Annotated in this window: 22 protein-coding genes; 14 read left to right on the top strand and 8 right to left on the bottom strand. The window is 46.6% G+C overall.

Going from position 1 to position 22161, the window contains the following annotated elements:
• The first annotated feature begins 10 nt into the window (after positions 1–10).
• Positions 11–703 carry a hypothetical protein gene (locus tag Q0224_RS10180; protein WP_297951085.1) on the top strand — a complete coding sequence of 231 codons (693 nt, stop codon included), beginning with the start codon at positions 11–13 and terminating at the stop codon, positions 701–703.
• A 397-nt stretch (positions 704–1100) separates the two neighbouring features.
• Here Q0224_RS10180 and Q0224_RS10175 read toward each other — a convergent pair whose 3' ends face one another.
• Entirely contained in the window at positions 1101–1541 is a 441-nt protein-coding gene (locus Q0224_RS10175) for a hypothetical protein (RefSeq protein ID WP_297951083.1), read from the bottom strand.
• A gap of 163 nt (positions 1542–1704) precedes the next feature.
• On the bottom strand, positions 1705–3105 hold the full coding sequence (locus Q0224_RS10170) for a pseudouridine synthase (protein WP_297951081.1): 1401 nt from the start codon (positions 3103–3105) through the stop codon (positions 1705–1707).
• 74 nt (positions 3106–3179) lie between these two features.
• Between Q0224_RS10170 and purB the strand changes: the two genes are divergently transcribed.
• The gene (gene purB / locus Q0224_RS10165; RefSeq protein ID WP_297951079.1) at positions 3180–4511 is read left to right on the top strand and encodes an adenylosuccinate lyase; all 1332 of its coding nucleotides are present in this window, start codon (positions 3180–3182) and stop codon (positions 4509–4511) included.
• A gap of 797 nt (positions 4512–5308) precedes the next feature.
• Here purB and Q0224_RS10160 read toward each other — a convergent pair.
• The gene (locus Q0224_RS10160; RefSeq protein WP_297951078.1) at positions 5309–5941 is read right to left on the bottom strand and encodes a hypothetical protein; all 633 of its coding nucleotides are present in this window, start codon (positions 5939–5941) and stop codon (positions 5309–5311) included.
• A 632-nt stretch (positions 5942–6573) separates the two neighbouring features.
• Here Q0224_RS10160 and Q0224_RS10155 point away from each other — a divergent pair.
• The 5 genes from Q0224_RS10155 (at position 6574) to Q0224_RS10135 (ending at position 11017) form a co-directional block, all read left to right on the top strand.
• Complete coding sequence (locus Q0224_RS10155) at positions 6574–7920, top strand: DASS family sodium-coupled anion symporter (protein ID WP_297951105.1); 1347 nt, start codon at positions 6574–6576, stop codon at positions 7918–7920.
• Positions 7921–8086: 166 nt separating this feature from the next.
• A complete protein-coding gene (locus Q0224_RS10150) occupies positions 8087–8740 on the top strand; it encodes an amino acid ABC transporter permease (RefSeq protein WP_291938807.1) in 654 nt (217 codons plus the stop codon).
• 2 nt (positions 8741–8742) lie between these two features.
• Entirely contained in the window at positions 8743–9399 is a 657-nt protein-coding gene (locus Q0224_RS10145) for an amino acid ABC transporter permease (protein WP_297951076.1), read from the top strand.
• On the top strand, positions 9399–10136 hold the full coding sequence (locus Q0224_RS10140; RefSeq protein WP_297951073.1) for an amino acid ABC transporter ATP-binding protein: 738 nt from the start codon (positions 9399–9401) through the stop codon (positions 10134–10136). Before Q0224_RS10145 ends, Q0224_RS10140 begins: the two co-directional genes overlap by 1 nt.
• 20 nt (positions 10137–10156) lie before the next feature.
• On the top strand, positions 10157–11017 hold the full coding sequence (locus Q0224_RS10135) for a cysteine ABC transporter substrate-binding protein (protein ID WP_297951071.1): 861 nt from the start codon (positions 10157–10159) through the stop codon (positions 11015–11017).
• A 641-nt stretch (positions 11018–11658) separates the two neighbouring features.
• On the opposite strand, the gene Q0224_RS10130 is transcribed toward Q0224_RS10135, so the two are convergent.
• The 3 genes from Q0224_RS10130 to Q0224_RS10120 all read right to left on the bottom strand — a co-directional run bounded on the left by Q0224_RS10130 (position 11659) and on the right by Q0224_RS10120 (position 15280).
• Positions 11659–13044, bottom strand: a complete 1386-nt coding sequence (locus Q0224_RS10130; RefSeq protein WP_297951069.1) for a DUF3137 domain-containing protein — start codon at positions 13042–13044, stop codon at positions 11659–11661.
• 198 nt (positions 13045–13242) lie between these two features.
• Positions 13243–14436 carry a MalY/PatB family protein gene (locus tag Q0224_RS10125; RefSeq protein ID WP_297951067.1) on the bottom strand — a complete coding sequence of 398 codons (1194 nt, stop codon included), beginning with the start codon at positions 14434–14436 and terminating at the stop codon, positions 13243–13245.
• A 1-nt stretch (position 14437) separates the two neighbouring features.
• A complete protein-coding gene (locus Q0224_RS10120) occupies positions 14438–15280 on the bottom strand; it encodes a DUF3737 family protein (protein WP_297951065.1) in 843 nt (280 codons plus the stop codon).
• Positions 15281–15350: 70 nt separating this feature from the next.
• On the opposite strand from Q0224_RS10120, the gene Q0224_RS10115 reads away from it, so the two are divergent.
• On the top strand, positions 15351–15515 hold the full coding sequence (locus tag Q0224_RS10115) for a hypothetical protein (RefSeq protein WP_297951063.1): 165 nt from the start codon (positions 15351–15353) through the stop codon (positions 15513–15515).
• 175 nt (positions 15516–15690) lie between these two features.
• On the opposite strand, the gene Q0224_RS10110 is transcribed toward Q0224_RS10115, so the two are convergent.
• Positions 15691–16170 carry a hypothetical protein gene (locus Q0224_RS10110; RefSeq protein ID WP_297951060.1) on the bottom strand — a complete coding sequence of 160 codons (480 nt, stop codon included), beginning with the start codon at positions 16168–16170 and terminating at the stop codon, positions 15691–15693.
• Positions 16171–16286: 116 nt separating this feature from the next.
• On the opposite strand from Q0224_RS10110, the gene Q0224_RS10105 reads away from it, so the two are divergent.
• From Q0224_RS10105 to Q0224_RS10080, 6 genes are all read left to right on the top strand, one after another.
• On the top strand, positions 16287–16649 hold the full coding sequence (locus Q0224_RS10105) for a DUF1508 domain-containing protein (protein ID WP_297951058.1): 363 nt from the start codon (positions 16287–16289) through the stop codon (positions 16647–16649).
• Entirely contained in the window at positions 16650–17096 is a 447-nt protein-coding gene (locus Q0224_RS10100) for a hypothetical protein (protein WP_297951056.1), read from the top strand.
• Positions 17097–17717: 621 nt separating this feature from the next.
• The gene (moaC, locus tag Q0224_RS10095) at positions 17718–18188 is read left to right on the top strand and encodes a cyclic pyranopterin monophosphate synthase MoaC (RefSeq protein WP_297951054.1); all 471 of its coding nucleotides are present in this window, start codon (positions 17718–17720) and stop codon (positions 18186–18188) included.
• Positions 18166–18426 (top strand): DUF493 domain-containing protein, encoded by a 261-nt coding sequence (locus Q0224_RS10090; RefSeq protein ID WP_297951052.1) that lies wholly within the window; start codon positions 18166–18168, stop codon positions 18424–18426. The genes moaC and Q0224_RS10090 overlap by 23 nt, the downstream gene beginning before the upstream one ends.
• Positions 18427–18437: 11 nt before the next feature.
• Positions 18438–19697, top strand: coding sequence for a hypothetical protein (locus tag Q0224_RS10085; RefSeq protein ID WP_297951050.1), 1260 nt, complete (start codon positions 18438–18440; stop codon positions 19695–19697).
• Positions 19698–20803: 1106 nt separating this feature from the next.
• A complete protein-coding gene (locus tag Q0224_RS10080; protein WP_297951048.1) occupies positions 20804–21613 on the top strand; it encodes a M48 family metallopeptidase in 810 nt (269 codons plus the stop codon).
• Between the two features lie 241 nt (positions 21614–21854).
• On the opposite strand, the gene Q0224_RS10075 is transcribed toward Q0224_RS10080, so the two are convergent.
• Positions 21855–22022 (bottom strand): hypothetical protein, encoded by a 168-nt coding sequence (locus Q0224_RS10075; RefSeq protein WP_297951046.1) that lies wholly within the window; start codon positions 22020–22022, stop codon positions 21855–21857.
• Between the last annotated feature and the right edge of the window lie 139 nt (positions 22023–22161).

Below are 22161 nucleotides of genomic sequence, written 5' to 3'. Positions count from 1 at the left end.
CGCCCCAAATATGCTGCGCTGGCTAGGCGAGATGGACAAGCACGCCAGAAGTAATGAAAATCCGCCCTACGTGAGCGATTATTACAAGGGCGAATGCTGCTTGGAGTGCGGTGCAGAGCAGGAGGCGCTTAAATTTTTGCGCAAAAGCTACGAAGCGAATGAGGAGTACCTTTTCACCCGCAGCCCAAAGGCCGCGGAGTTTTTTTATGCACGTCTTGCGGAGCCTAAAATTTTTCCTAAATTTGAAGATGAGGAATACGAGGACTTTGGTTTCCCACTGCGGCTGGAGTATTTCGGTAAAGCTTTAGAGCAAGAAGGCGAGTTTCACTGCGCGTTTTTAGATGAAGACGGCGAAGAGACGGACGAGCCAAGCCGCATGCACTCAAACGCAATCGAGTTTTTAAAGCAAAATCAGGAAGAAATTTTAACGGGTATCTTAGCTGAAATTTTAAAAAACTACCCAAAATGGCAGGAGATCTACGACTATCCGAGTGAGACGAAAAGCGATTTCATGCCGGGCATCAGCACGCCGCAGGAGCTTAGCGAACTATTGGAGCTGCAAAATATCTATATCCTAGACAGTGCGAAAATCGGCTTTGAGTTTAGCTGCTCATGGGACATAGAACACGGCTTGGGCGTGATAACGCGCAAAGGCAAGGTCGTAAATATCGGCGAAGTGGAAGTAGCGTTGATGGCTATTTGAAAAAATAAACCAAATTTTAAAGCATAAAACAAATTTTTATAGTTACTTGTAGGCTACATTTTACGCATTTTTTTATCACTTTTACCATATGCAAATACAAGAAGCCGAAATAATAAAAATTAGATGTCATAGCTCAATCTCACGCAAATTTTATCGATCGAATTTCATACTAATCTATAATTATGATTGCACAAATAAATAGATATAGAATTTTATCGATACAACGAGGAATATAGCATTTCTCTTTGCTGTTTAGAAAGTTTCGCGCTTACAATATATATGTCGCCATTCAACTTCTATATTACATACCAAACCAAAACAAATAACTAAAACAATCCACAGTTCTTACCTCTCCCTCTGTCTTTCAAGTTTTTATACTATAGATACTAAAGAATAATTATAGCCCAAAGCCCATACCTCTGCTTGGTGGTGTTATCTCTATTGTACGCTCTTGTTTTTTACTATTCTCCAGATGAAGCACCCTCTTGCAATATTCCCCAAAAGAAGCAACTACCGTTTTGCTCCCTATGCTTGCTACCAATGCCGAGCTTTCTAAATTAACAGAGCTTCCCGCCCCGCCCTTTTGCTTAAATAGAAAATTAGAGTATTCGTCAAATTCTCTTTTAAATATTCCATATTCTTGATTGCATTTTTTAAAAGAATCAACACCAGATTTAAAATCTTTTATGCTACCGCCCAACTTATCTTGAAGCATCCAATATTTATGCACTCTGAGCTCAAATTTACCGTAATTTTCGCTACCGAAAATAAATATATGAAACCCGCTGTCTAGCCAAGTTGAATTATATGCTTTTATAGCTGTAACGCTTTTTCCCAATATAGCCATCGCAAAATAAAATCGTCTTAAAATTTTTAATAACCATAGATGAGGAATTAATAAATTAAACGCCGTTGTAAGCACAAAATTTTATAAAAACCGGCAAAAGCAAAATTATGGTCATAAAAATAATCGCCGCCGCTTTAAAATTTTATTGAGTTACTTAAATTTTACCGATTTTAGCAAGATTATAAAACTCTCTCGCGGCGTCAAATTCGCTTTTTATCTCGTATCGTTCGCCGCCTAGTTCGAAGCAAATTGCATTCGCGTGCAGTAGCAATCTAGGCGCTCCCGTCGTTCTGATCCGCTCTGTCTCATCCATCTTTTTATCCAATATCCGCTCCGCTTGCTCGCGCGAAAGCCCGTACAGCGGCTCTCCCAATATCGGCGCACCCGCGGCAAATAGATGCAGCCTGATCTGATGCTGCCTACCCGTCAGCGGATAGCACTCGATCAGGCTAGCGTCTATGTCCGAGAAATATCGCAGCGGGCGTATCAGCGTGATCGCCTCCTTACCATCGCGCGATATTTTCATACGAATTTTAAGATCGGCAAACTCGTCGCTAGGAGCGATCGGAGCATCAATCACAAACCCCTCAAAATCCTTTAAAAATTTCAGTTTCTCGCTAAATTTTGCGTATTTTGTAGGCTCAAATTTTTTCAAATTTACACAGCCCTTAGAAGTAGCTGGCAAAGATTTAGCCACAGATAAGGCGCAAGGTTTATGTCCGTTATCCGCGCTACTCATCGCGATAGCGGGTTTAAGCTTATCGCTCACGCCGCAGGATAAAGCATCAAATTCAAATCCGCTGCCAACATCGCCAGCAGGAGCGCCAGATTCAAATTTAGCTTGCATGCCGTCAGATAGAGCATCGCACCATAATCTCCTACTCGCACTATTAGACAAGATATTAAATCCAAATTTATTGCCTACTCCTTTTAGAGCTAGTGTATCGCGCAGATCCGATACGCTACTTGGTAAACTCACAGCATCGTCCGCAAATTTTGAGCCGCAAATTTCATCCGAGCCTAGCGCATAGCAATTCTCTATCTCGCCATTGCAAGCAGCACCTCGCAAGCCCTCTCTCAAATCCCCTCGCACGAGCGCTAGATAGCTTTTCATCACCCTACGCTGTTCGAAGCACTCTTTAAGCTCGCGCGCCGTGTCTTTATCCTTAGCGACGATAAGAACTCCGCTGGTTTCAAGATCGAGCCTATGCGCCACGCACGCGTCCTGCCCGTATAGCGACCAGATCTCGTCATACATATTATAAGGCGAGTTGCGCCCGCTCGGATGGCTTAAAATTCCACTCGGCTTGTCAAATGCCGCAAACGCATCGCACTCAAAGATCGGCTTCAGTCCGCGCGGCTCGCATTTGTAGTCAATCAAAAAAATTTCTCCGTGCGCGACGGAGCTTTTATGTAAATTTCGATCCTCTGCATCGGTTACGCGATGCTTGTCACAAATGCGCTGCGCGGATTTCATATCGTACCCGAGGCTAAGCAGAATTTCGTAAATTTTGCGCCCCTCAAAGCTTCCCAGGCTTCTTTTCTCATAACCCATATTAAACTTTCAGCCCTATTTTTATATAATTTTGCCATCATTATACAAGAAATTCTAACCGAAAGGCTACTAAAATGGTCGAAAGATACGCAAGAAAAGAGATGTCTGAAAAATGGAGCTTGCAAGCCAAATACGACGCGTGGCTAAAAGTCGAGCTCGCGGCGGTTAAAGCGTGGAATAAGCTAGGTCTAATAAGCGACTGTGATAAAGATAAAATTCTACAAAACGCAAGCTTTAGGATCGAGCGGATAGATGAGATCGAAAAGACCACCAAGCACGACGTGATCGCATTTCTAACGAGCGTGAGCGAGAGCCTGGGCGAGGAGAGCCGCTTCGTGCATTACGGCATGACTAGCAGCGATTGCATCGATACCGCCGTCGCGCTACAAATCAAAGAAAGCATGGAGCTTATCATTGAGGATGTGCAAAATTTAAAAGCCGCGATAAAATCTCAAGCCATGAAGCATAAAATGACACTGATGGTCGGGCGCAGCCACGGTATCCACGGCGAGCCGATCACTTTCGGACTCGTGCTTGCGGTCTGGTATGATGAGATAAATCGCGCGCTAGAGCTTTTGCAACACGCAAAAAGCGTTATCAGCTACGGCAAAATAAGCGGTGCGATGGGGAATTTCGCCCACGCTCCACTAGAGCTGGAAGAGCTAGTGTGCGAATATCTGGGGCTAAAGCCCGCTCCCGCATCCAATCAAGTCATCCAGCGCGATCGCTACGCGCAGGTAATGAGCGCACTTGCGATCCTGGCTTCCAGCTGCGAAAAGATCGCTATCGCAATCCGCCACTATCAACGCACCGAGGTTTATGAGGCAGAGGAATTTTTTAGCCCAGGTCAAAAGGGCAGCTCTGCGATGCCGCACAAACGAAATCCTGTGCTTAGCGAAAACGTAACGGGACTATGTCGTATGATCCGCAGCTTCGCAATACCCGCGATGGAGGATGTAGCGCTATGGCACGAACGCGACATCAGCCATAGCTCGGTCGAGCGATTTATCCTCCCTGATGGCTTTATAACCGCCGATTTTATGCTAAATCGCTTGACGAGCTTGATCGAAAAACTGCTCGTATATCCCGAAAATATGATGAGAAATCTAAATTTAACCGGTGGGCTCGTGTTTTCGCAGCGCGTGCTGCTAGAGCTGCCTAAACGAGGAGTTAGCAGAGAGGATGCTTATAAAATCGTGCAGCGTAATGCGATGAAGGTCTGGGCGGATCTGCAAGAGGGCAAAAAAGCTATAGATGAGCAAGGGCATAGCCTATTTTTGCAAAATCTGCTAGCAGATACAAAGCTACGAGAAAAGCTAAGCGAAAGCGAGATCAAAGAGTGCTTTGACTACGGATATTACACTAAAAATGTGGACGCGATTTTCGCTAGGGTTTTTAGCAAATAGCAGACACGCGGCTTGCTATTTTAAAACTCCGAGCTAGCTTACAAAATATAGCGAAGCAGCTAGAAATTTATGTTTGCGCCGAAGTATTTTAAAAAGAGCGATTGAAATTTTAAAATTTTTACAAAGACAAAATTTTAGTAAAAGCGTAGCGCTTGCGGATTAATCTAGCATCTAAATCCGCACGACAGGCATCCACCACTTTTACCGCGAATTTTTCTACGGTTGCAACTAACCTTAAAATCGTAAAAATTTAATGCTTTAAAACGGTAAAATTCTTAGGTGTAGTAGTTTTAGAATTTTACCGCAAAATTTAAGTGCTAATCCCGAAGATGTAAATGCGAGATTTCCATAAAGCAAAATAGCATTTTCTGTGTCGTACTCGAACTAGGGGTCGTGAGATATCCGAAGCAATTATGAAACAAATTTAAAGTGGTAAATGGAGACATTGATAAAATTCCGCTTTTTCAACTTGAAATTATAACGATTCTTAGAAAAAAGCAGATTGAGTAAAATTTCATAAATTCCATCAATTTAAGTGCTTAGCAGATAGCACTAAAAATAGGAAATTAAGCTTGCGTAATGATATTTTTAAAAATTTTAAAATTTTATATGCGCAAGCGGGTAAAATTTGACGTCTAGTACCGGCAGCACCCTTGATTATCATATAATTACATCTGAATTGCTAGCAAATCTCAGATTAAACAATTCTGCGATTTGACATCTAATAATTATTTGGAATTTAAAACGGATGGAGCGAGAGTTCGTTCGCCCCATCCTGCGCCAGTACGTTAGAATTTTTAGAATTTAAAGTTATACCCCAGATAAATTCCATGGTTAGTCTCATACACCTTGTCTACGCCCTCTCCGAGCTTACTGGCCTTGTACCTCGTATAGTCCGCTTTATAGCCAAACTCAATCTCGTTATGTTCATCAAAGCTATATAGCCCACCCAGCCTTGCACCGATGACCCAGCCAGGCAGAGTCTTTGAAAGCGAATCGCTGCTTCCGTCAGATTCGTCATATGAATAAATTTTATATTTCAAAAATGAAACTCCTGTATATGCGCCCGCTACGAGTTTAAAGCTATTCGTAATCTCAGGCGTAAAATCCCCGCCTACGAGCAAGCTATGCTTATTCCACTCGTGTTTAAATATGATGTCCTCGTCAGTGCCAGTTTTCGAAGCTTTGAAATCATACAAGTACTCGCCGTACGCCCTAGCTATACCGAAATCGTAACCGCCTTTAAAGCCGAGCGCAGCCTGCCCCTTATTATCTTTATTCGTGCCAGAATCGTCCTCGTCAGACCATTTAGTAGTGATGCTGGATTTAAAAGAATAATCTCCCTCGATACCTAAAAATATCCCCTCGCCAAAGCTTGAACTCACGCATATCGCAGCGGCAAACGCCGCGATTAAAATTTTATTTTTCACATTTTCTCCTTATAATTTATAATTTCGGGCTTTCCGCCGCCGCTTTGCCATTTTACCGCTTGCTATCTTTGAGCGTCTTCCGCCAAGCTCGCTCATAAGCACGTTTAAAATTTGCTGATTATAATATCCTTTTTTTGAAATTTCGATGAATTTCGCGACAAGACTTGGAATTTTATCTCACTCGCCTTGGATAAAATTTTATCTCGTTTGCTAAGGACAGAATTCTATCTCGATTGCCAGCACGGAATTCGACGAAATTCTACGCCGCCTCCCTTGAGCAGTTAGCAAATTTAATGTCGGGTGTCATTAAAAAATAATCTGTGATGAAATTTAAAGCGCTTACTTAGTTGTTCGTTTTTATGTATAATTTAAAATTTACACACGAGATAAGTGCCGTGTTACCGATAGTAACTGCACTTTTAAAAATTTAAGACGATTTGATTTGGAATTTATAAAATTCCCGCCTCATTTTTGTATCATAAGCCAAATCCAAAAAAGGAGTATCTATGGAAGAACACAAAGTGGAGTTACGCAACTCCCGCTTACAAGGGCCGCTGAACTCAGACGTAGACGAGCTGGGTTTAGACAGGCTCACCGACACCGTGCCGTTTCCTAAGCGCGGCGTCATCATTATGGCGATTGCCGCCGCAGTGGGCTTTGCGCTATATGCCGCACTACCATTTGAGCCTAATGTCAAAAAAGGCCTTGCGCTGCTTGCTTTTATCGCGATTATGTGGCTTACAGAGGCCGTGCATATCACGGTAACCGCACTTATGGTGCCGGTGCTTGCGGTAGCTATCGGACTTGGCAAATTCGCTAAAGATGGCACTTTCACGGCTGCCACCATCAAAAGCACGCTTGCAAATTTTGCAAACCCTACGATCTTTACCTTTTTCGGCGGTTTTGCTCTGGCAACGGCTCTGCATATGCAAAAGCTCGATAAAAAGATCGCGATGTGGCTAATCGCCCGCGCAGGCGGTCGCTTGGGTGTAGCTGCGATTTTAATCTGCCTTGCTACGGCGATCCTTTCGATGTGGGTTTCAAACACCGCAACTGCTGCGATGATGCTTCCGATCGCGCTTGGAATTTGCGCCAACATGGACGAGAGCAAAGATCGCGGCACGCTCGTGTTTTTGCTTTTAGGCATCGCGTATTCTGCAAGCATTGGAGGTCTGGGCACGCTCGTGGGCTCGCCGCCAAATTTAATCGTGGCTCAAGCCTTGCACTACAGCTTCGCGGACTGGATGAAGGTAGGTTTGCCGCTAATGTGCGTGATGCTGCCAATAATGCTTGTGGTGCTTTATATAATTTTCAAGCCGAATTTAAGCCATAAAATAGAGATGGATCTGGAGCATATCCCTTGGACGCGCGAGCGCATTATTACTATCGTCGTATTTGCTCTAACAGCGCTTGGCTGGATATTTTCAAAGCAAATTTCAACCCTTGTGGGCTTTAAAGTAGATGATGCTTACGTCGCCATCTGCTCGGCAGTTGTAATCGTCATACTAGGACTTGCCAAGTGGCACGACATCGCCGAAAACACCGAGTGGGGCGTGCTGTTGCTTTTCGGCGGCGGACTTACGCTAAGTGCGGTTTTAGGCGATTCCGGAGCTTCTAAGGTGCTTGGCGATCTAGTCGCGCACACTTTCGGTGGAGCGCCTACTTACATCGTACTTTTGGTAACGGCAGTTTTCATCATCTGCCTTACGGAATTTACCAGCAATACCGCCTCCGCTGCACTTTTAGTACCAGTATTTGCGGGAGTAGCGGCTCAGATGGGGCTACCGAAAGAAACTCTTACGATCATCATAGGCGTAGGCGCGAGCTGCGCTTTCGTAATGCCGGTAGCGACGCCGCCGAATGCTTTGGTTTTTGGAACGGGACGCATTCGCCAGGCGGAAATGGTGCGGAGTGGCGGAATTTTAGCAGTGGTTTCCGCGATTTTAGTTTCCGGCTACGCGTATATTTTTTACTCGTAAAATTCCGTCAAAATTCTATAGTCCGGGTATCTGCTCGGACTAAATATATTTATAAGATATATTTTTAAACTCCTAAATTTCTGGAATCTTTATAAAAAAATTCTGATTTAATACTATTTTAATCAGTTATCTGTATAATATGCATATTTCACGGAAAGAAGATTTTATGGATTTTGATTTTATAGCTAAATTTAGCCCAATGTTCGTAAAGGCGGGAATTTTAACGCTGAAGCTTGCATTTTACGGGATTTTACTATCCATAATCATCGGTTTTATCTGCACGCTAATAAAATATAAAAGATTGCCTCTATTAAGCCCGCTTGTGAGCGCATATATCGAGCTATCGCGTAATACCCCGCTTTTAATTCAGCTATTTTTTCTATACTACGGCCTGCCGAAGCTGGGTGTTCAAATTTCAGGTTTTACCTGCGCGATTGTAGGTCTTGCATTTTTGGGCGGAAGCTATATGAGCGAGAGCTTTAGGCTCGGTTTTGAGGCGATAAAAAAATCCCAGATCGAAAGCGCGATGAGCCTAGGCCTTAGCGAAGCACAGATAGTGTTTTACGTCGTGCTGCCGCGCGCTTTTGCGATCGCCCTACCCTCCATCAGCGCAAACATAATCTTTCTACTTAAAGAAACCTCGATCGTTAGCATCGTAGCGCTCGCCGATCTCGTTTATGCCGCAAAGGACGTGATCGGGCTGTATTACAAGACGAACGAGGCGCTATTTATGTTAAGCGTTTCGTATCTGATCATAATCTTGCCGCTTTCGCTAGCGCTTACGCTGCTTGAAAAGCGCCTTGCGTATATGAGAGGCTAGCGATGGAACTCTTAAGCGGCGAAAATTTAATCAGGCTTCTTGGCGGGCTCGGGGTCACGCTGCAAATCGCGCTCATTTCAATCGCGGTTTCGCTCGGCCTAGGCTTGGTACTTGGAATTTTAATGGCCTCTGGGCGCAGAGCCTTATACATCCCGCTTAAAATTTGCCTAGAGATCGTGCGCATCATGCCGCCCATCGTTTGGCTATTCATCGTATATTTCGGCGCGAGCAAGGCTTTTGGCATACACATCTCAAATATCGCGGCTTCGATCATAGTCTTTAGTATCTGGGGCGTTTTTGAGATGATGGATCTGGTGCGCGGCGCCGTGCTTAGCATTCCTAAGCATCAGTTCGAAAGCGCCGAAGCGCTCGCATTTAGCAGATCTCAAATTTATCTCTACGTGATCCTGCCGCTTGCGATGAGGCGCCTGGTGCCCGCGACGATAAATTTATTCAGCAGGATGATAAAAACAACCTCGATCGCCGTACTCATCGGCGTCATCGAGCTCGTCAAAGTAGGCCAGCAGATCATCGAAGTGAATGTCTTCCGCGACAATTACGCGCCGCTAATCATCTACGGAGCGATATTTTTCGTATATTTTTTGATCTGCTATCCGATCTCGGCGCTTTCTAAAAAACTAGAAAATAGGTGGAGCTGATGGAAATTTTAAAAATCGATAAAGTCAATAAATTTTACGGCGAGCTGCACGCGCTAAAGGACGTCAGCCTTAGCGTCGCGCAGGGCGAGGTTGTTGTGATCCTAGGCCCTAGCGGCTGCGGCAAAAGCACCCTACTTCGCACGATCAACGGGTTAGAGCCGGTACAAAGCGGAAATTTTATAATCGAAGGTGAGCGGATCGATCAAAATTTCACAGACTGGCGCAGGATCAGACAAAAGATCGGCATGGTCTTTCAAAGCTACGAGCTCTTCGACCACTTAAATGTGCTACATAATATAATCCTAGGTCCCGTGAAAGTCCAAGGCGTACCGCGCGAGCAAGCTGTAGAGCTAGCCAGGCATTGGCTCAAAATCGTAGGACTAGAAAATAAAGAGCGAGCCTACCCCAAAGAGCTTAGCGGCGGGCAAAAACAGCGTATCGCAATCGTACGAAGCCTTGTGATGAAGCCTAAGATCATGCTTTTTGACGAGGTTACCGCAGCACTTGATCCCGAGATCGTGCGCGAGGTGCTCGACGTAATGCTAAATCTCGCCAAAGAGGGACAGACGATGCTAATCGTAACGCACGAGATGGGCTTTGCACGCGCCGTAGCCGATCGCATAGTTTTTATGGATGAGGGAAGCATCGTCGAGATCAATGAGCCGGAGGCGTTCTTTACCGCTCCGAAGAGCGAGCGCGCGAAGAAATTTCTAAATATGTTCGAATTTAAAAAATAAATTTTAATAAAGGAGAAAAGATGAAAAAAACGCTAAGCACGCTTTTTATCTTAGGTGCGTTATTTTTCGCAGGTTGCAACGACGAGGGCAAAGGCTCCTCAAATTCCGCGCAAGGTTCCGCCGCGCCGCAAAGTTATATCGACGGGATTAAAAAGCGCGGCGTAGTAAGGATCGCGGTTTTCGGCGACAAGCCGCCGTTTGGTTACATCGACGAGACGGGCAAAAACGCGGGATATGACGTGTATTTTGCAAAACGTATCGCAAAGGAGCTTTTGGGCGATGAGAGCAAAGTTCAGTTCGTGCTCGTAGAGGCCGCTAATCGCGCGGAATTTTTGGCGTCGGATAAGGTCGATATCACGCTTGCAAATTTCACCGTCACGCCGGAGCGTAAGGAGGTCGTGGATTTCGCGCTGCCGTATATGAAGGTAGCCCTCGGCGTCGCAAGCCCGAATGGCGATATCACCGATGTTTCGCAGCTTAAGGATAAAACGCTTTTAATCAACAAGGGCACGACCGCAGATCTGTATTTTACGAAAAACCATCCCGAGATCAAGCTTTTAAAATTTGACCAAAATACCGAGACTTTCGGTGCGATGCTGGACAGCAGGGGCGATGCGATCGCGCATGATAATACGCTTTTGTTTGCGTGGACGAAGTCAAACCCTGGCTTTAAGGTAGGTATCCGCTCGCTAGGCGATCAGGACGTCATCGCGCCTGCGGTCAAAAAGGGTAACGACGAGCTTCGCAAATGGCTTGACGATCTAATCGTAAAGCTCGCGGACGAGAAATTTTTCCACGCCGACTACGATGCGACGCTGGCGCCGGTATACGGCGACGACATCAAGGCCGACGATGTCGTAATCGAGGGCGGGAAGCTATAAATTTAGATTCACAGTCTAGTTTAGCGGGGCAATTGTCAGCCCTGCGACTTTGCAGCGATGAGCCGCCGTATCTTTGCCGAACGGCGGCTGTAAACGCCCATAGGCGGCGAGCGCTTTTATAAGCTAGCTAAATTTATCGATCTAGCGGCAAAGTTTTGCTCTCGCACGGTAAATTTAGCCGCCGAGTAAATTTTTGCCGAGCCGAAACGTGACCTAGCGCTCGTCGTCGCGGCAAATTTTAAGTCGCGCTCGTAGCATAAATTTCAAGCGATAGTAGAATTCTAATGCAAACTGCTCGTGCGATAAAAATTTTGCCGTGCGAGCGATGATAGATCGCAAGCGCCCATTCGTTAAACGGAGCAAGAATTTATAAAATTTTATCGGCTCAAAGCGACTTGTAAAGTCTTATACGAACGCCCCCTGTGCGCGTTCCATCTTTCGATTGGCTCGCGCGAAGGAGCGATCACATATCCACCTAAACGCACAATCCGCACGACACGTTTATTTCCACGCTCAGCTATACAGCGCATCTGTACCGCTCTAAGCCTACGATTCAGAGCGCTTTGTCTGCATATCTGTGTGTCGCCAGAGCCGTATGCGGTCCGCCACCTCTGCCATACTCTACCGCGCCGCCGCCTGCCTCATTCGCTCCAAATTTTGCGGTTCAAATTTAGCTCGCTCACGATACTCACAAGCGCGCCGATCTCATCTACGTAAAGCGCTATCGTGGCGTCCTGCTTTAGCGAGCAGTCGATTCTAGGCTCGAAATTATCGCGCCAGGTCTCGATCGCCACGTAAATTTTATCCTCCCTTAGCACCGCGTTTATCTGAGAGCCCAGTCTTAGATAGATCTCCGTCAGTCGCTGCATCAAAAGCGGCGTCAGGGCGTATCTCGCGCCTACCTGATCGGTCGTATAGACGTCGAAAAACTCCTCAAATTTCACGTCGTCCATATTCGCTCGCTGCCCGTATTTGCGCAGATTTCGCGAGTTTTTGTGACATACCCGCACCTCGCAGTTAAGCCTTTTGTGAAAGTCCGCGACGAAAAGCACTCCTTGAAATTTTACATCGGTACGAGTGCCGTTTTTGGTGCGCACCTTTTCGGCGGCGTAAAAGTCGCTAAATCTAACGCGCACGCCCTGCACCTCCCCGCTCATCATATCCTCGCTCGATTGTTCGTTTATATAGCAGTCGTAAATTTCAAAAAACTCATCCGTCCCCAGCCCGCCATTTTCATCGTAGCTAAGCCCGAAGCTTTTTGCGATGCTCGCGACGACCCTGCTTTTAAAATTTGATCTGAAATTTCGCCTTTTGCTCGCCGTCAAAAGAGCGCTCGCGACGCCGTAAACAGCCACGCCGAAAAATGCTCCGACCGCCATCTCCTCCCAAAAGAGCGCCACCAGTGCGCCCACGCCGGTCCCTACGGCAACGGCGATTAGACCGGCCTTTTTCACCGATTTTTGCAGCGCCGCGCGCTCATCCTCCAGGCTCTGCAGATCGGCTAGAAAGTTAAATTTTGATCCGGCTGCGCCGTCTTTTTCACTTCCGCCCTCACCTTCGGTGGTTTTGGGTTCAAGCCTCCCGTAAGTAGCGCTTTCGCGGCTATCACTGCTTTCGAAGCTACCGCCCTCGCCTACTTCAGCTTTTAATACCCGCCCCTCTTTCGCATCGGCGCTTAAAATTTGCCCATCTTGCGCCGCGCCCTGCCCTAGCGTGCCCCTGTCTTGCGCCGTGTCGAAGTCGCTAAATTTATCAAAATTTGCGCGCTGCGTACCGCCGTTTTTGCCAAAGTTTAAGCCGCAAAATAGGCGGTAGAGCAGTCCGTTTAAGAGGGGGAAGATGATGAAAAGCGCGATTATAAGCCAGTTTATATCAAACGAAACGGGCTCTGCTCTGGTATTTAAAAGCACGTAAAGCCCGAGCAGTAGCAGGATTATCAAAAATGAGACGAGCTTGCTAATGCGCGCGAACTTTTCGCGCCGTTTTTCAAGCAGGTAAAGCTCTTCCAGATCGCCGTTTCTATCCATAATCCGCCTTTTGTAGCGCATTTAAGCGCCAGTTCATTTGTCGCGCAAATGTTTAAATTTAACCGCGCACCGCAGCCTGATCGTCGCTAAATTTAGCGCAAAGCTCGCGCCCTACTGCAAAATTTTAAAATTTGCTCCGCCGCTTTAAATTTGGCCGTTATAAATTTTAAATTTCGTCCTTGCCGCGCCACAGCTTGCTTAATGCGGGCAAATCTTTAGCGCCTCTTTCAGCCGCCCTAGCCCGTCTTTTAGCAGCGCCCTAGAAGTCGCGATATTTAGGCGCAAAAATCTCTCGCCGCCCTTACCGTATTGCGCGCCGCAGGAGAGATATAGCCCCGTTTTTTCGCGGATGAAGCGCGCAAGCTCCGCGCTATTCTGCGTATAAGCGCCCGCATCGAGCCACATCAGATAGGTCGCGTCTTGCGGCACGACATGCACCTGCGGAAGCTCGCGCGCGATAAATTCCGCCGCGAATTTGCGATTTTCGCTGAGGTATTCGCGCAGCGCGTCCAGCCACGGCGCACCCTTCGTAAATGCGGCGATCGCACCCTGCACTCCAAAAAAATTCGGCTCGGCGATGTCGTCGGAATTTAGCGCCTTTGAAATTTTATGACGTAAGCGCTTATCTGCGGCAAAGACCGCCGCGCTTTGCAGCCCCGCGATGTTAAACGCCTTCGTGGGCGCGATTATGCTGGCCGAAATCCTCTCGCAGCTCTTGCTTGCCGCAGCAAATGGCGTGTAACATACGCCCGGCTCGGTCAGATCGCAATGCACCTCATCGCTAAGCACCGTAACGCCGTGCTTCTCGCACAGCTCGCCGATGCGGGCAAGATCGTCTCTGCTAAAGGTGCGGCCGACCGGATTGTGCGGATTACAAAGGATAAAAAGCGTCGTCTGCGGATCGGCAAGCTTAGCCTCCAAATCCTCCCAATCGATACTATAATCGCCGTTAGCATAGGCAAGCTCATTTTCCATAGGCACGCGGGCGGCGTTTTTAATGCAGTAGTAAAAGCAGTTGTAAACGGGGCTCATTAGCAGCACGTTTTCGGCGAGCGAGGTGAGCTTACGGATGATCGAATCGATCGCAGGCAGCGTGCCGCTAGCATAGATTAGCCACTCCTTTTGGATTTCATAATCGTGGCGCGCGAGCCACCAGGCTTGATATGTGCTGCGCCACTCATCATCTACAAGCGAATAGCCCAAAACTCGCTCATTTAGCCGCTTTTGCAGAGCCTCGATAATTTCGGGCGCTACGGCAAAGTCCATATCCGCGACCCACATCGGAAGCTCGTTCTCGCCTACATCCCATTTAAGCGACTTCGTGCCGCGGCGGTTCGGCAGAGTGTCGAAGTCGTATTTCTCCTTGCCACTTATAAAATCAAAAAGTCCCATCTTACGCCCTTAATTCAGTAATGATTTCAGTTTTAGACGCGTCCGTTGCGCCATCTAGGATCAGCTCGCCGATACTTGCCGCGCGGATTAGCCCGCTGCTCGGATTTTTGACGCTATCGATTGCGCCTTTTATCTCGGCACGGACGTCGCTGTATTCAAACGCTAGCGTAGTATTTATCAGCTCGCAGTCTTGCAAGAGTAAATTTTGCATATAGCAAAAGCCCTGCAGGCTCTCGATCTTGCAGTTTCGCAGCGTTACATTTTTAGAATTCCATCCAAAGTACTCGCCCACGATGAAGCAGTCCTCGACCACGATATTTTCGCAGTTCCAAAATGCGTCCTTGGATAGGAGCTTGGAGTTTTTGATCGTTACGTTTCTACAGCCGTCAAAGCAGTAATCTCCGAAGAGCGATAGATTTTCAATACTTAAGTTTTCGCAATCAAGCCCGAAATACGCGCCCTTTGCGGTGACGTTTTTAAGCGACACGTCGCTGCAGTGCCACAAGGTCTCTTGCGCATCATGAAATTCTACGTTTTGCAGCGCGGCGTCTTTTACGTGTCGAAGCCCCTTGGGTGCGCCGTAGAGGCAGTCTTTTAGCACCACGCCGCGGCTATACCAGATCCCTGCGCGCGCGATCTCGTCAAAGAAGCAGTCCTGCGCGCGGATATTTTCGGCGTACCAAAACGGATATTTCCACTCAAATTTACAGTTTTGCGCGACGATATTTGCGCTGTGTTTTAGCGGAGACTCGCCCTCACCGAAGACGGAATTTTCGATCCGTAGATCCTTTGCGCAAAACAGCGCGCGCTCGCCGCTAAAATGCTTTTGTCTTAATATTTGCATAGCTTTCCTTAGATTTAAAATTTGCTTCAGATTATACAAGGAATTTCAAAATTCCGCGTAGCTTAGGCGTATGAAACGCAAGCGAATTTTAAAAATTTTAAAATTTAAAGGCGGCGAGAGGCTAAATTTGATGTGCCGCGGTAGCGGTTACGAAACACATGCGGCGAATGCGCGACAAATCGCAGAGATTTTGCCTGCAAACGCCTATAAAGAGCACCTAGGTCGCTACGGCTAGCCGCGTATTCGCACAGGCGCCCGTATCCACTCGCGACGTGCGTCGCCCAAAAGACGCATAAAATTTATCGCAAGCGGCGCTTTAAAATTTATAAAATTTTCTCCGAGCAGCATGTAAATTTTAGCAGACGTCTCAAAGAAGCGTAAATTTTACCCCGCGTATAAACGGGATGCGTCTAATGCTCGTGGTGATGCAAGTGGATGTCTTCGCCGCGGTCTCGATCTGTAGCGCGCTTTCGCAGATCAAAATACACAAAAAGCCCACTAGGCTCGCCATCCTCGTAAATTTCAAGTTTGTAGCGCATTACGGCGTGCGTGCACACTGCAACGTCAAGCGTCGCTTCATAGCCGTCTGCGTTGCGCTTTAGCGGGAATTCCGCATTGCCCATATTCATACTCACGCCCGAAATTTTAACGCTCGGATTTTTCAGCTCACGCGAAATTCCGCTTATTTTTAGCTCGTTTGCTCCCGCTTCGATCGGATGGCGCGCTACGCTAAAGAGCGCCTTCTGCCCGCCCGCGTTAGTCTCGCAGTCCTGTGCGGCTAGATTGCAGCCCAGACGCGTCCTTATGTCCTTAAATAATGCATCGCTCTCATCCGCGCCAAATCCTAAAGTAGCGGCGAAAATCAAGCTAAAACGTAGAGCCTTTATCATTATGATCCTTTGTAAATGAAATTTGTGCGCAATTTTAGCAGAAAATTCCGCGCCTATTAAAAATATTTATTAAAATTTTAGCTAAAATAACGATATCTTCTACGAAAGGATGAAAAATGGCTGAGTTTTTAATCAAAGATGCTAAGGACGGCTGCAAATTCGATCTACTTTATGACGGACACGTGCTATGTACCTCCGAGGTTTACACGAGCAAGGCCGCTTGCAAAAACGGCATCGAAAGCGTCGCAAAAAACGCCGCGCTAAATAAGATCGAGGATCAAATCTCAGGCGGCGAAAGGCTAAACAATCCGAAATTTGAGCTTTACACTGATAAAGCAGACAAGGTTCGCTTCCGCCTAACGGCTAGCAACGGACAGATCATCGCCATTAGCAAGGATTTTGAGGCCAAGGCGGACGCCCTAAAAGTAATAGAACTTATTGTAAAACAGGCCCCAAAAGCCAAGATCAAGGAGGCGTAAATGGACATAAACGGACTTGTAAATATGGTCTCGGCGCTCAAAAGCGACGATAAAAATTTAAGAGAATTTCAAAGCGGTCCGGTTGCGTTTATCGAGAAATTTTTAGGCGTAGATCTGCCAGACGATCAGATAAATGCGATAATTGCGGGCATTAGCTCAAATTTTTTAAGCAAAAACGAAAGCGGCGGATCTAGCTCGCTAGGCTCGATGCTGGGTGGACTTTTGGGCGGCGGCGAGGACGTGCAAGCAAACGCCGTCGATAGCAAAGGCGTGGATTTTAGTGCGCTGATCGGCAAAATCGCAAGCGCCAAGCTTGACGTAAATGGCGACGGTAAAATCGATATCAACGACGCAAGTAGCTTTTTAGGCAATCTTTTAGGAAGCGGCTCAAACGGCGAAGATAAAGGGTTAAGCTTAGGCAGCCTACTAAAAACGTTTAAAATTTAAACGAGGCTAAATTTAAAACGCAGACCGGATTTTGCGCGGCGATATTTAAATTTGCGCGCGCTATTTTAATCCGTGCCTGCACAATACGGCGTTCGCGTGAAGGGTTTAAATTTATGCTGTATTGCGCGCAAAAACCTCGCGCTTAATTAAGGCGGACTTAAATTAAAGCAAAAGTTATTTAAAATTTAAGTCCGTTTTGCCTTTGCAGCGTTTTGTTTATGGCACCTTGACGGAGCGCCCCGCTCGATCCTCTTTAAACCCTCGCTTCAAGATGAAATAATCTCAAATACCACTTAAATTTTATCTTTGTCCTTCAAGCGTCCGCTTTAAATTTAATCGCTCTTTGGCTCGGTTTCATTTCGCTAACCATTCAAATTCCCGCGCAGTGCGTCATAATAAGTCGTCAAATTTCATCAAAATTTTAAAAACGGCTATAAATTAAGCGCGAAAGAGTTCGCCTAAAAAGGATATATTTTATTTCTATTTACTGTTTAGGTAGTATAATCGTTCTCGTCCGACAAGATAAAACCTCCTTTTTGTATGAAGCCCGAGTTTAAAAGCTCGGGCTTTTTTTATGCCCGAAATTCTGCTATAATCCCGCCAAAAACTACAAGGAATTTTATGCTTTCACATATCGACGAAAACAATATGCCGCGCATGGTGGATGTCGGCGCCAAGGATGATAGCGAGCGCGTAGCCACCGCTAGCGGTATCATCCGCATGAGCGCGGAGGCGTTTGCCGCCGTCAAGCAAAACACGGCTAAAAAGGGCCCCGTGCTTCAAACCGCCGTCGTTGCCGCGATAATGGGTGCTAAAAAGACGAGCGAATTAATACCAATGACCCATCCGCTTACGATTACTTCTATTAAAACCGATATTGAGGAGCTTGCGAGCGAGTGCGCGTTTAAGCTTTTCGTAACTGTAAAAATCACGGGCAAAACCGGCGTCGAGATGGAGGCGCTAACGGGCGTAAGCGTGGGGCTACTGACGATTTATGATATGCTAAAAGCGATAGATAAATCGATGCAGATCACCGACGTCGTGCTGCAGCGCAAAGAGGGGGGCAAGAGTGGCGTGTATATTAGGGGCTGAAAAGCCGAAAATCAACTATCCACTTTTTTGGGAATATAAAATCATCCTAGACGCAAGCACCCAAAAGCGCGAGCAGATCGATGAAATTTTAAAGGGCGAAAATTACAAAATAGACTTTTCGCGCTTTTCAAACGGCGGCAAATATATGAGCTTCAACGTAAGCGTTTTCGTTAAAGACGACTTACATCGAAACGAAATTTTCGAGCGCTTAAAAGCCCACTTTAAATATGTATTGTGACAGGAGATGAAATGAAAGAAGCAATAATCAAAAAATTCGGCGCCGATCTCGCACAAATTCCACAAGCCGAGCTAGCCTCATATGTGCAAGAGCTCGCCTTGCAAGAAGCCACGAAGGCTTTGTGTGAGCTTGACGACGAGAGTAAAAGCGCCAAAAGCACGCAATTAATCCTAGACTTCGCAGCCGAGTTAAAAGACGCGGGCGCGCTTAGCGATGAGACGGCAGAAGCCCTACTTAACAGCGTTAAAAAGGCGCTGTGTGACGAGGACGAGCAGGCTCTTTACAAGCTCATCTACGACTACGACGATCTGCGCAAAAAGATCGCTTGTAAACAAAAGGCGATTAAAACCCTTGTTTTGCGCAGCTACGACGATCTAGATACCGCGCTGCAAAACGCAAGCGAAACAGAAGCAAAAGAGCGCATAGGCGCGGCGCTACAGCGAGCGATTGCGAGCAAACTTCCGCTTGCGGACGTGCTGAAAGAAGCGAGCGAACTGGCCTTCATAAGCGTGCTCGAAAGCGGCACCGACATCGAGGATACCGCGCACGAGACGGCGAAAAACATCGCATTTTCGGCTATAGGCGACGGGGAATTTACGAAATTCCGTACAAAAGAAATTTCAAAAATCATCATAAATCGCGCGATTTTCGTCGCAAACGAGAGCAAAAATACAGCCTCTGCGCTGATTAGAGGCGCGATTTTAGGCTGCTACGACGGCATAAACAAAGCCGCCGAAAGATACCGCGACGAGCTAAGTTTCTCGCCAGCAAGCGACGCACAGAGCCTAGAGAACGAAAGACTTCAAATTTCGCAGATGAGCGAGCTATTTAACGCAGTTTTAAGCGATGCGGTCGCAAGCTCGGAGGAGCCCGCTAAAAGCGAGATCGCCAAGATCGCCGATGAAGAATTCGGAGGCTATTTGGCTAAATTTAGAAAAATTTCAAGCGATCTACTCGATCAGCTAAGCGCCAAAATCGGCGAGATCGAGCTTGGCGAGCGCGCAAAAAAGGCGAGTGCCAAGGCGCGCGAAATCACTCAAGAACTGAGCCAAAAAAGCGCCAAAATCATCGAAAACCTCGATCTGGACGAGAAACTGGACGCAATCAAAAAAGAGCTTAGCGAATTTGAAAAGAAGATGAGCCAAAAATTTGCCGAGCTAAAAAGCTCCGACGTCGCTAAAAACGTAAGCGAAAGAGCGCGCGAGATGAGCGCCAAGGCTTACGAGGCCGCAAAAGAAACGATCGCCAAGCTAAAGTCCAAAAAGGACTAAATGGGCGCCGCGGGCGCGAAATCCCTAACGGTAAACACTCGGCGCTCGCTGCTTTGCGCTGCAAAATTTACTCACATGCCTATACTAGCATGCCTTAAAGCTCGCGTGCCCTAAAAGAAAGGAGCTTTCGTTAGAGTTTGCGAGGCCTGCGCAGAATTCTTTATGCGCTTTAACGGCGCTGTAAAATTCCATGTCGATAAAGAATTTTACGAATTTTGCATAACTAAATTTAGATGCGCGCTGCAAAATTCCGTGCCGCCAAAAATCCTACGGCGATGCGAGACCCCGGTCCAATCAAATCTTGCCGCAGTGATAAAATTCTAAGTGTAAAATTTTATAGCTGTCAGAGCATATATAAAATTCCAAAAAACGGCGCGGATTTTTAAGCTTGAAATTTCATCGCGTAGATTTGCGTAGCAGAATTTTAAAATTCTAAACGCGCAAAATTTTAAAATTCCATCCAAAATGATACGGTACGGCTTGCAGTTTGAAATTTTATCCCGACGCGCGCAAATGAAATCCCACGAGATAAATTCTACGAAAAGGCGTCTTGGCGTTTGGCATTTCTGCGATCATTTTCACTGCAGCGTAAGATGCGGCGTATTGGCTTTTACCAAATTAGTAATTAAAAATTTATGTACCGTAAAAGATTAGCGCGACTCACCTCAAATCATAGCGACATCCGAGCCCATTTTATCGCACGATTTGATCGCATAAATTTTAAACCGATCTTGCTGCGCCCGGGTCGAGCGCCTGGTGTAAATAAAATTCTACCGGATTTATCGTTGCGTAAATTTAAAACCGCACCCCCGCTCTATTTGGGCGCAGAGGCGCCTTATTTATACAACGTCGCACTTGGATTTGGATAAATCCACTACTTTCACATAGCAATGCCTCGTTTACGCCGCGATAAAATTCTGCGAAATCACCGCTAAATTTTATCGCTAAATTACAAAGCCCAATTCTATTTTAAAGGCGACGGCCGTCCTTAAATTTCACGGCAAATTCCAAATAGATCCCGTCTGCAAAATCCAGCAATCCAAAATAAAATTCTAAAAATTTAATCAAATTTCGCTAAAATCGCCGCAAAATTTTAAGGAGAAAAGATGAAAAAATTAGCTCTTTTAATATCCTTTGCTGCGATGATGATTTTTAGCGGTTGTGCGAGCACCACGCAAGGCGGCGCCGTAGGCATCGACCGCTCACAATTCATCACCGTAAGCGAAGCTGAAATGGATCAAAGTGCCGCGCTTGCCTACAGGCAGATTACCGCCCAAGCAAACGCCAAACATGTCCTAAATACCGATAAAAAGCTAACTGATCGCGTTAGAGGCATCTCGAAGCGCCTAATCGCTCAAGTCGGCGCATTTCGCAAAGACGCACTGAAATGGAACTGGCAGGTAAACGTCATCAACGACCCTACGATCAATGCTTGGTGTATGCCTGGCGGTCGCATCGTCGTATATACGGGCATCATCGAAAAACTTAAGCTTACCGATGCCGAGCTGGCTGCTATTTTGGGGCACGAGATGTCTCACGCACTGCGCGAACACAGCCGCGAGCGAGCCTCGACTGAACAGATGAAAGATGTCGGTATCGCCGTAGCAAGCTCTGCAGCAGGGCTTGGAGATCTGGGCTCAGCAGCTTTGAACATGGCGGCGCAGTACACATTCACGCTGCCGTTTTCGCGCACGCATGAGACGGAGGCCGATCTGATGGGCGTTGAGCTGATGGCGCGCGCAGGATACGATCCGAGGGCGGCGATAAACGTCTGGGAGAAGATGAATAGGCTAAACGAGAGCCATCCACTTAAATTTATGTCCACGCACCCTTCAAACGAAGATCGCATCGCCGATCTAAAAGAGGTGATGCCGAAAGTCTTGCCGCTTTACGAGGCTGCCACAAGAAATAGATAGTCTTGCGATTTAAAATTTCGCAAGAGCTTGCGCGCTGAGGTTTTTTAAGTAGCAGGTTTTATCGTCGTATTTAAATTTCTTAATGGGCTTGCGCGCGGCGCTAGGATTATCCGCCGCAGCGCATAAGCTCTATTGCGATAAAATCTCGCCGCAACAAAGGTCTGCCGCAGCGCGAAATTTTAAATTACCGCAAAATTCCATTAACACGCGCGATAAATATAATCCGCACCGAGACAAAATTTCATTTCAAAACGCAAGCGCTGGACGAAATTCCGTCGCATAGAAAGCCGAAATGTCTGTCGCTACAGAATTCTACGGCGCGAAATTTTACGATTTTAAGCACGACGAAATTTGGAGTAAAATTTTGCTCCTTCGGGCGCAGATAGAATTTCGCTATGGTCGTATGCAAACAAAATTTTGCAGCCGCAGTCAGGTATGAAAATAAAATTTATTCGGCTGGGCAGCAGATTTTAACGCCATTTGTACGACGGTAAGTTTCGCGCAGGCAGATGAAATTTTACGCGATAAAAGAAGTAAAATTTCAACTC

This window comes from uncultured Campylobacter sp., from assembly GCF_938002845.1.
GTDB lineage: Bacteria > Campylobacterota > Campylobacteria > Campylobacterales > Campylobacteraceae > Campylobacter_B.
Note: the sequence above shows the minus strand (reverse complement) of the source record. Positions and strands in the feature narration are given on the sequence as shown.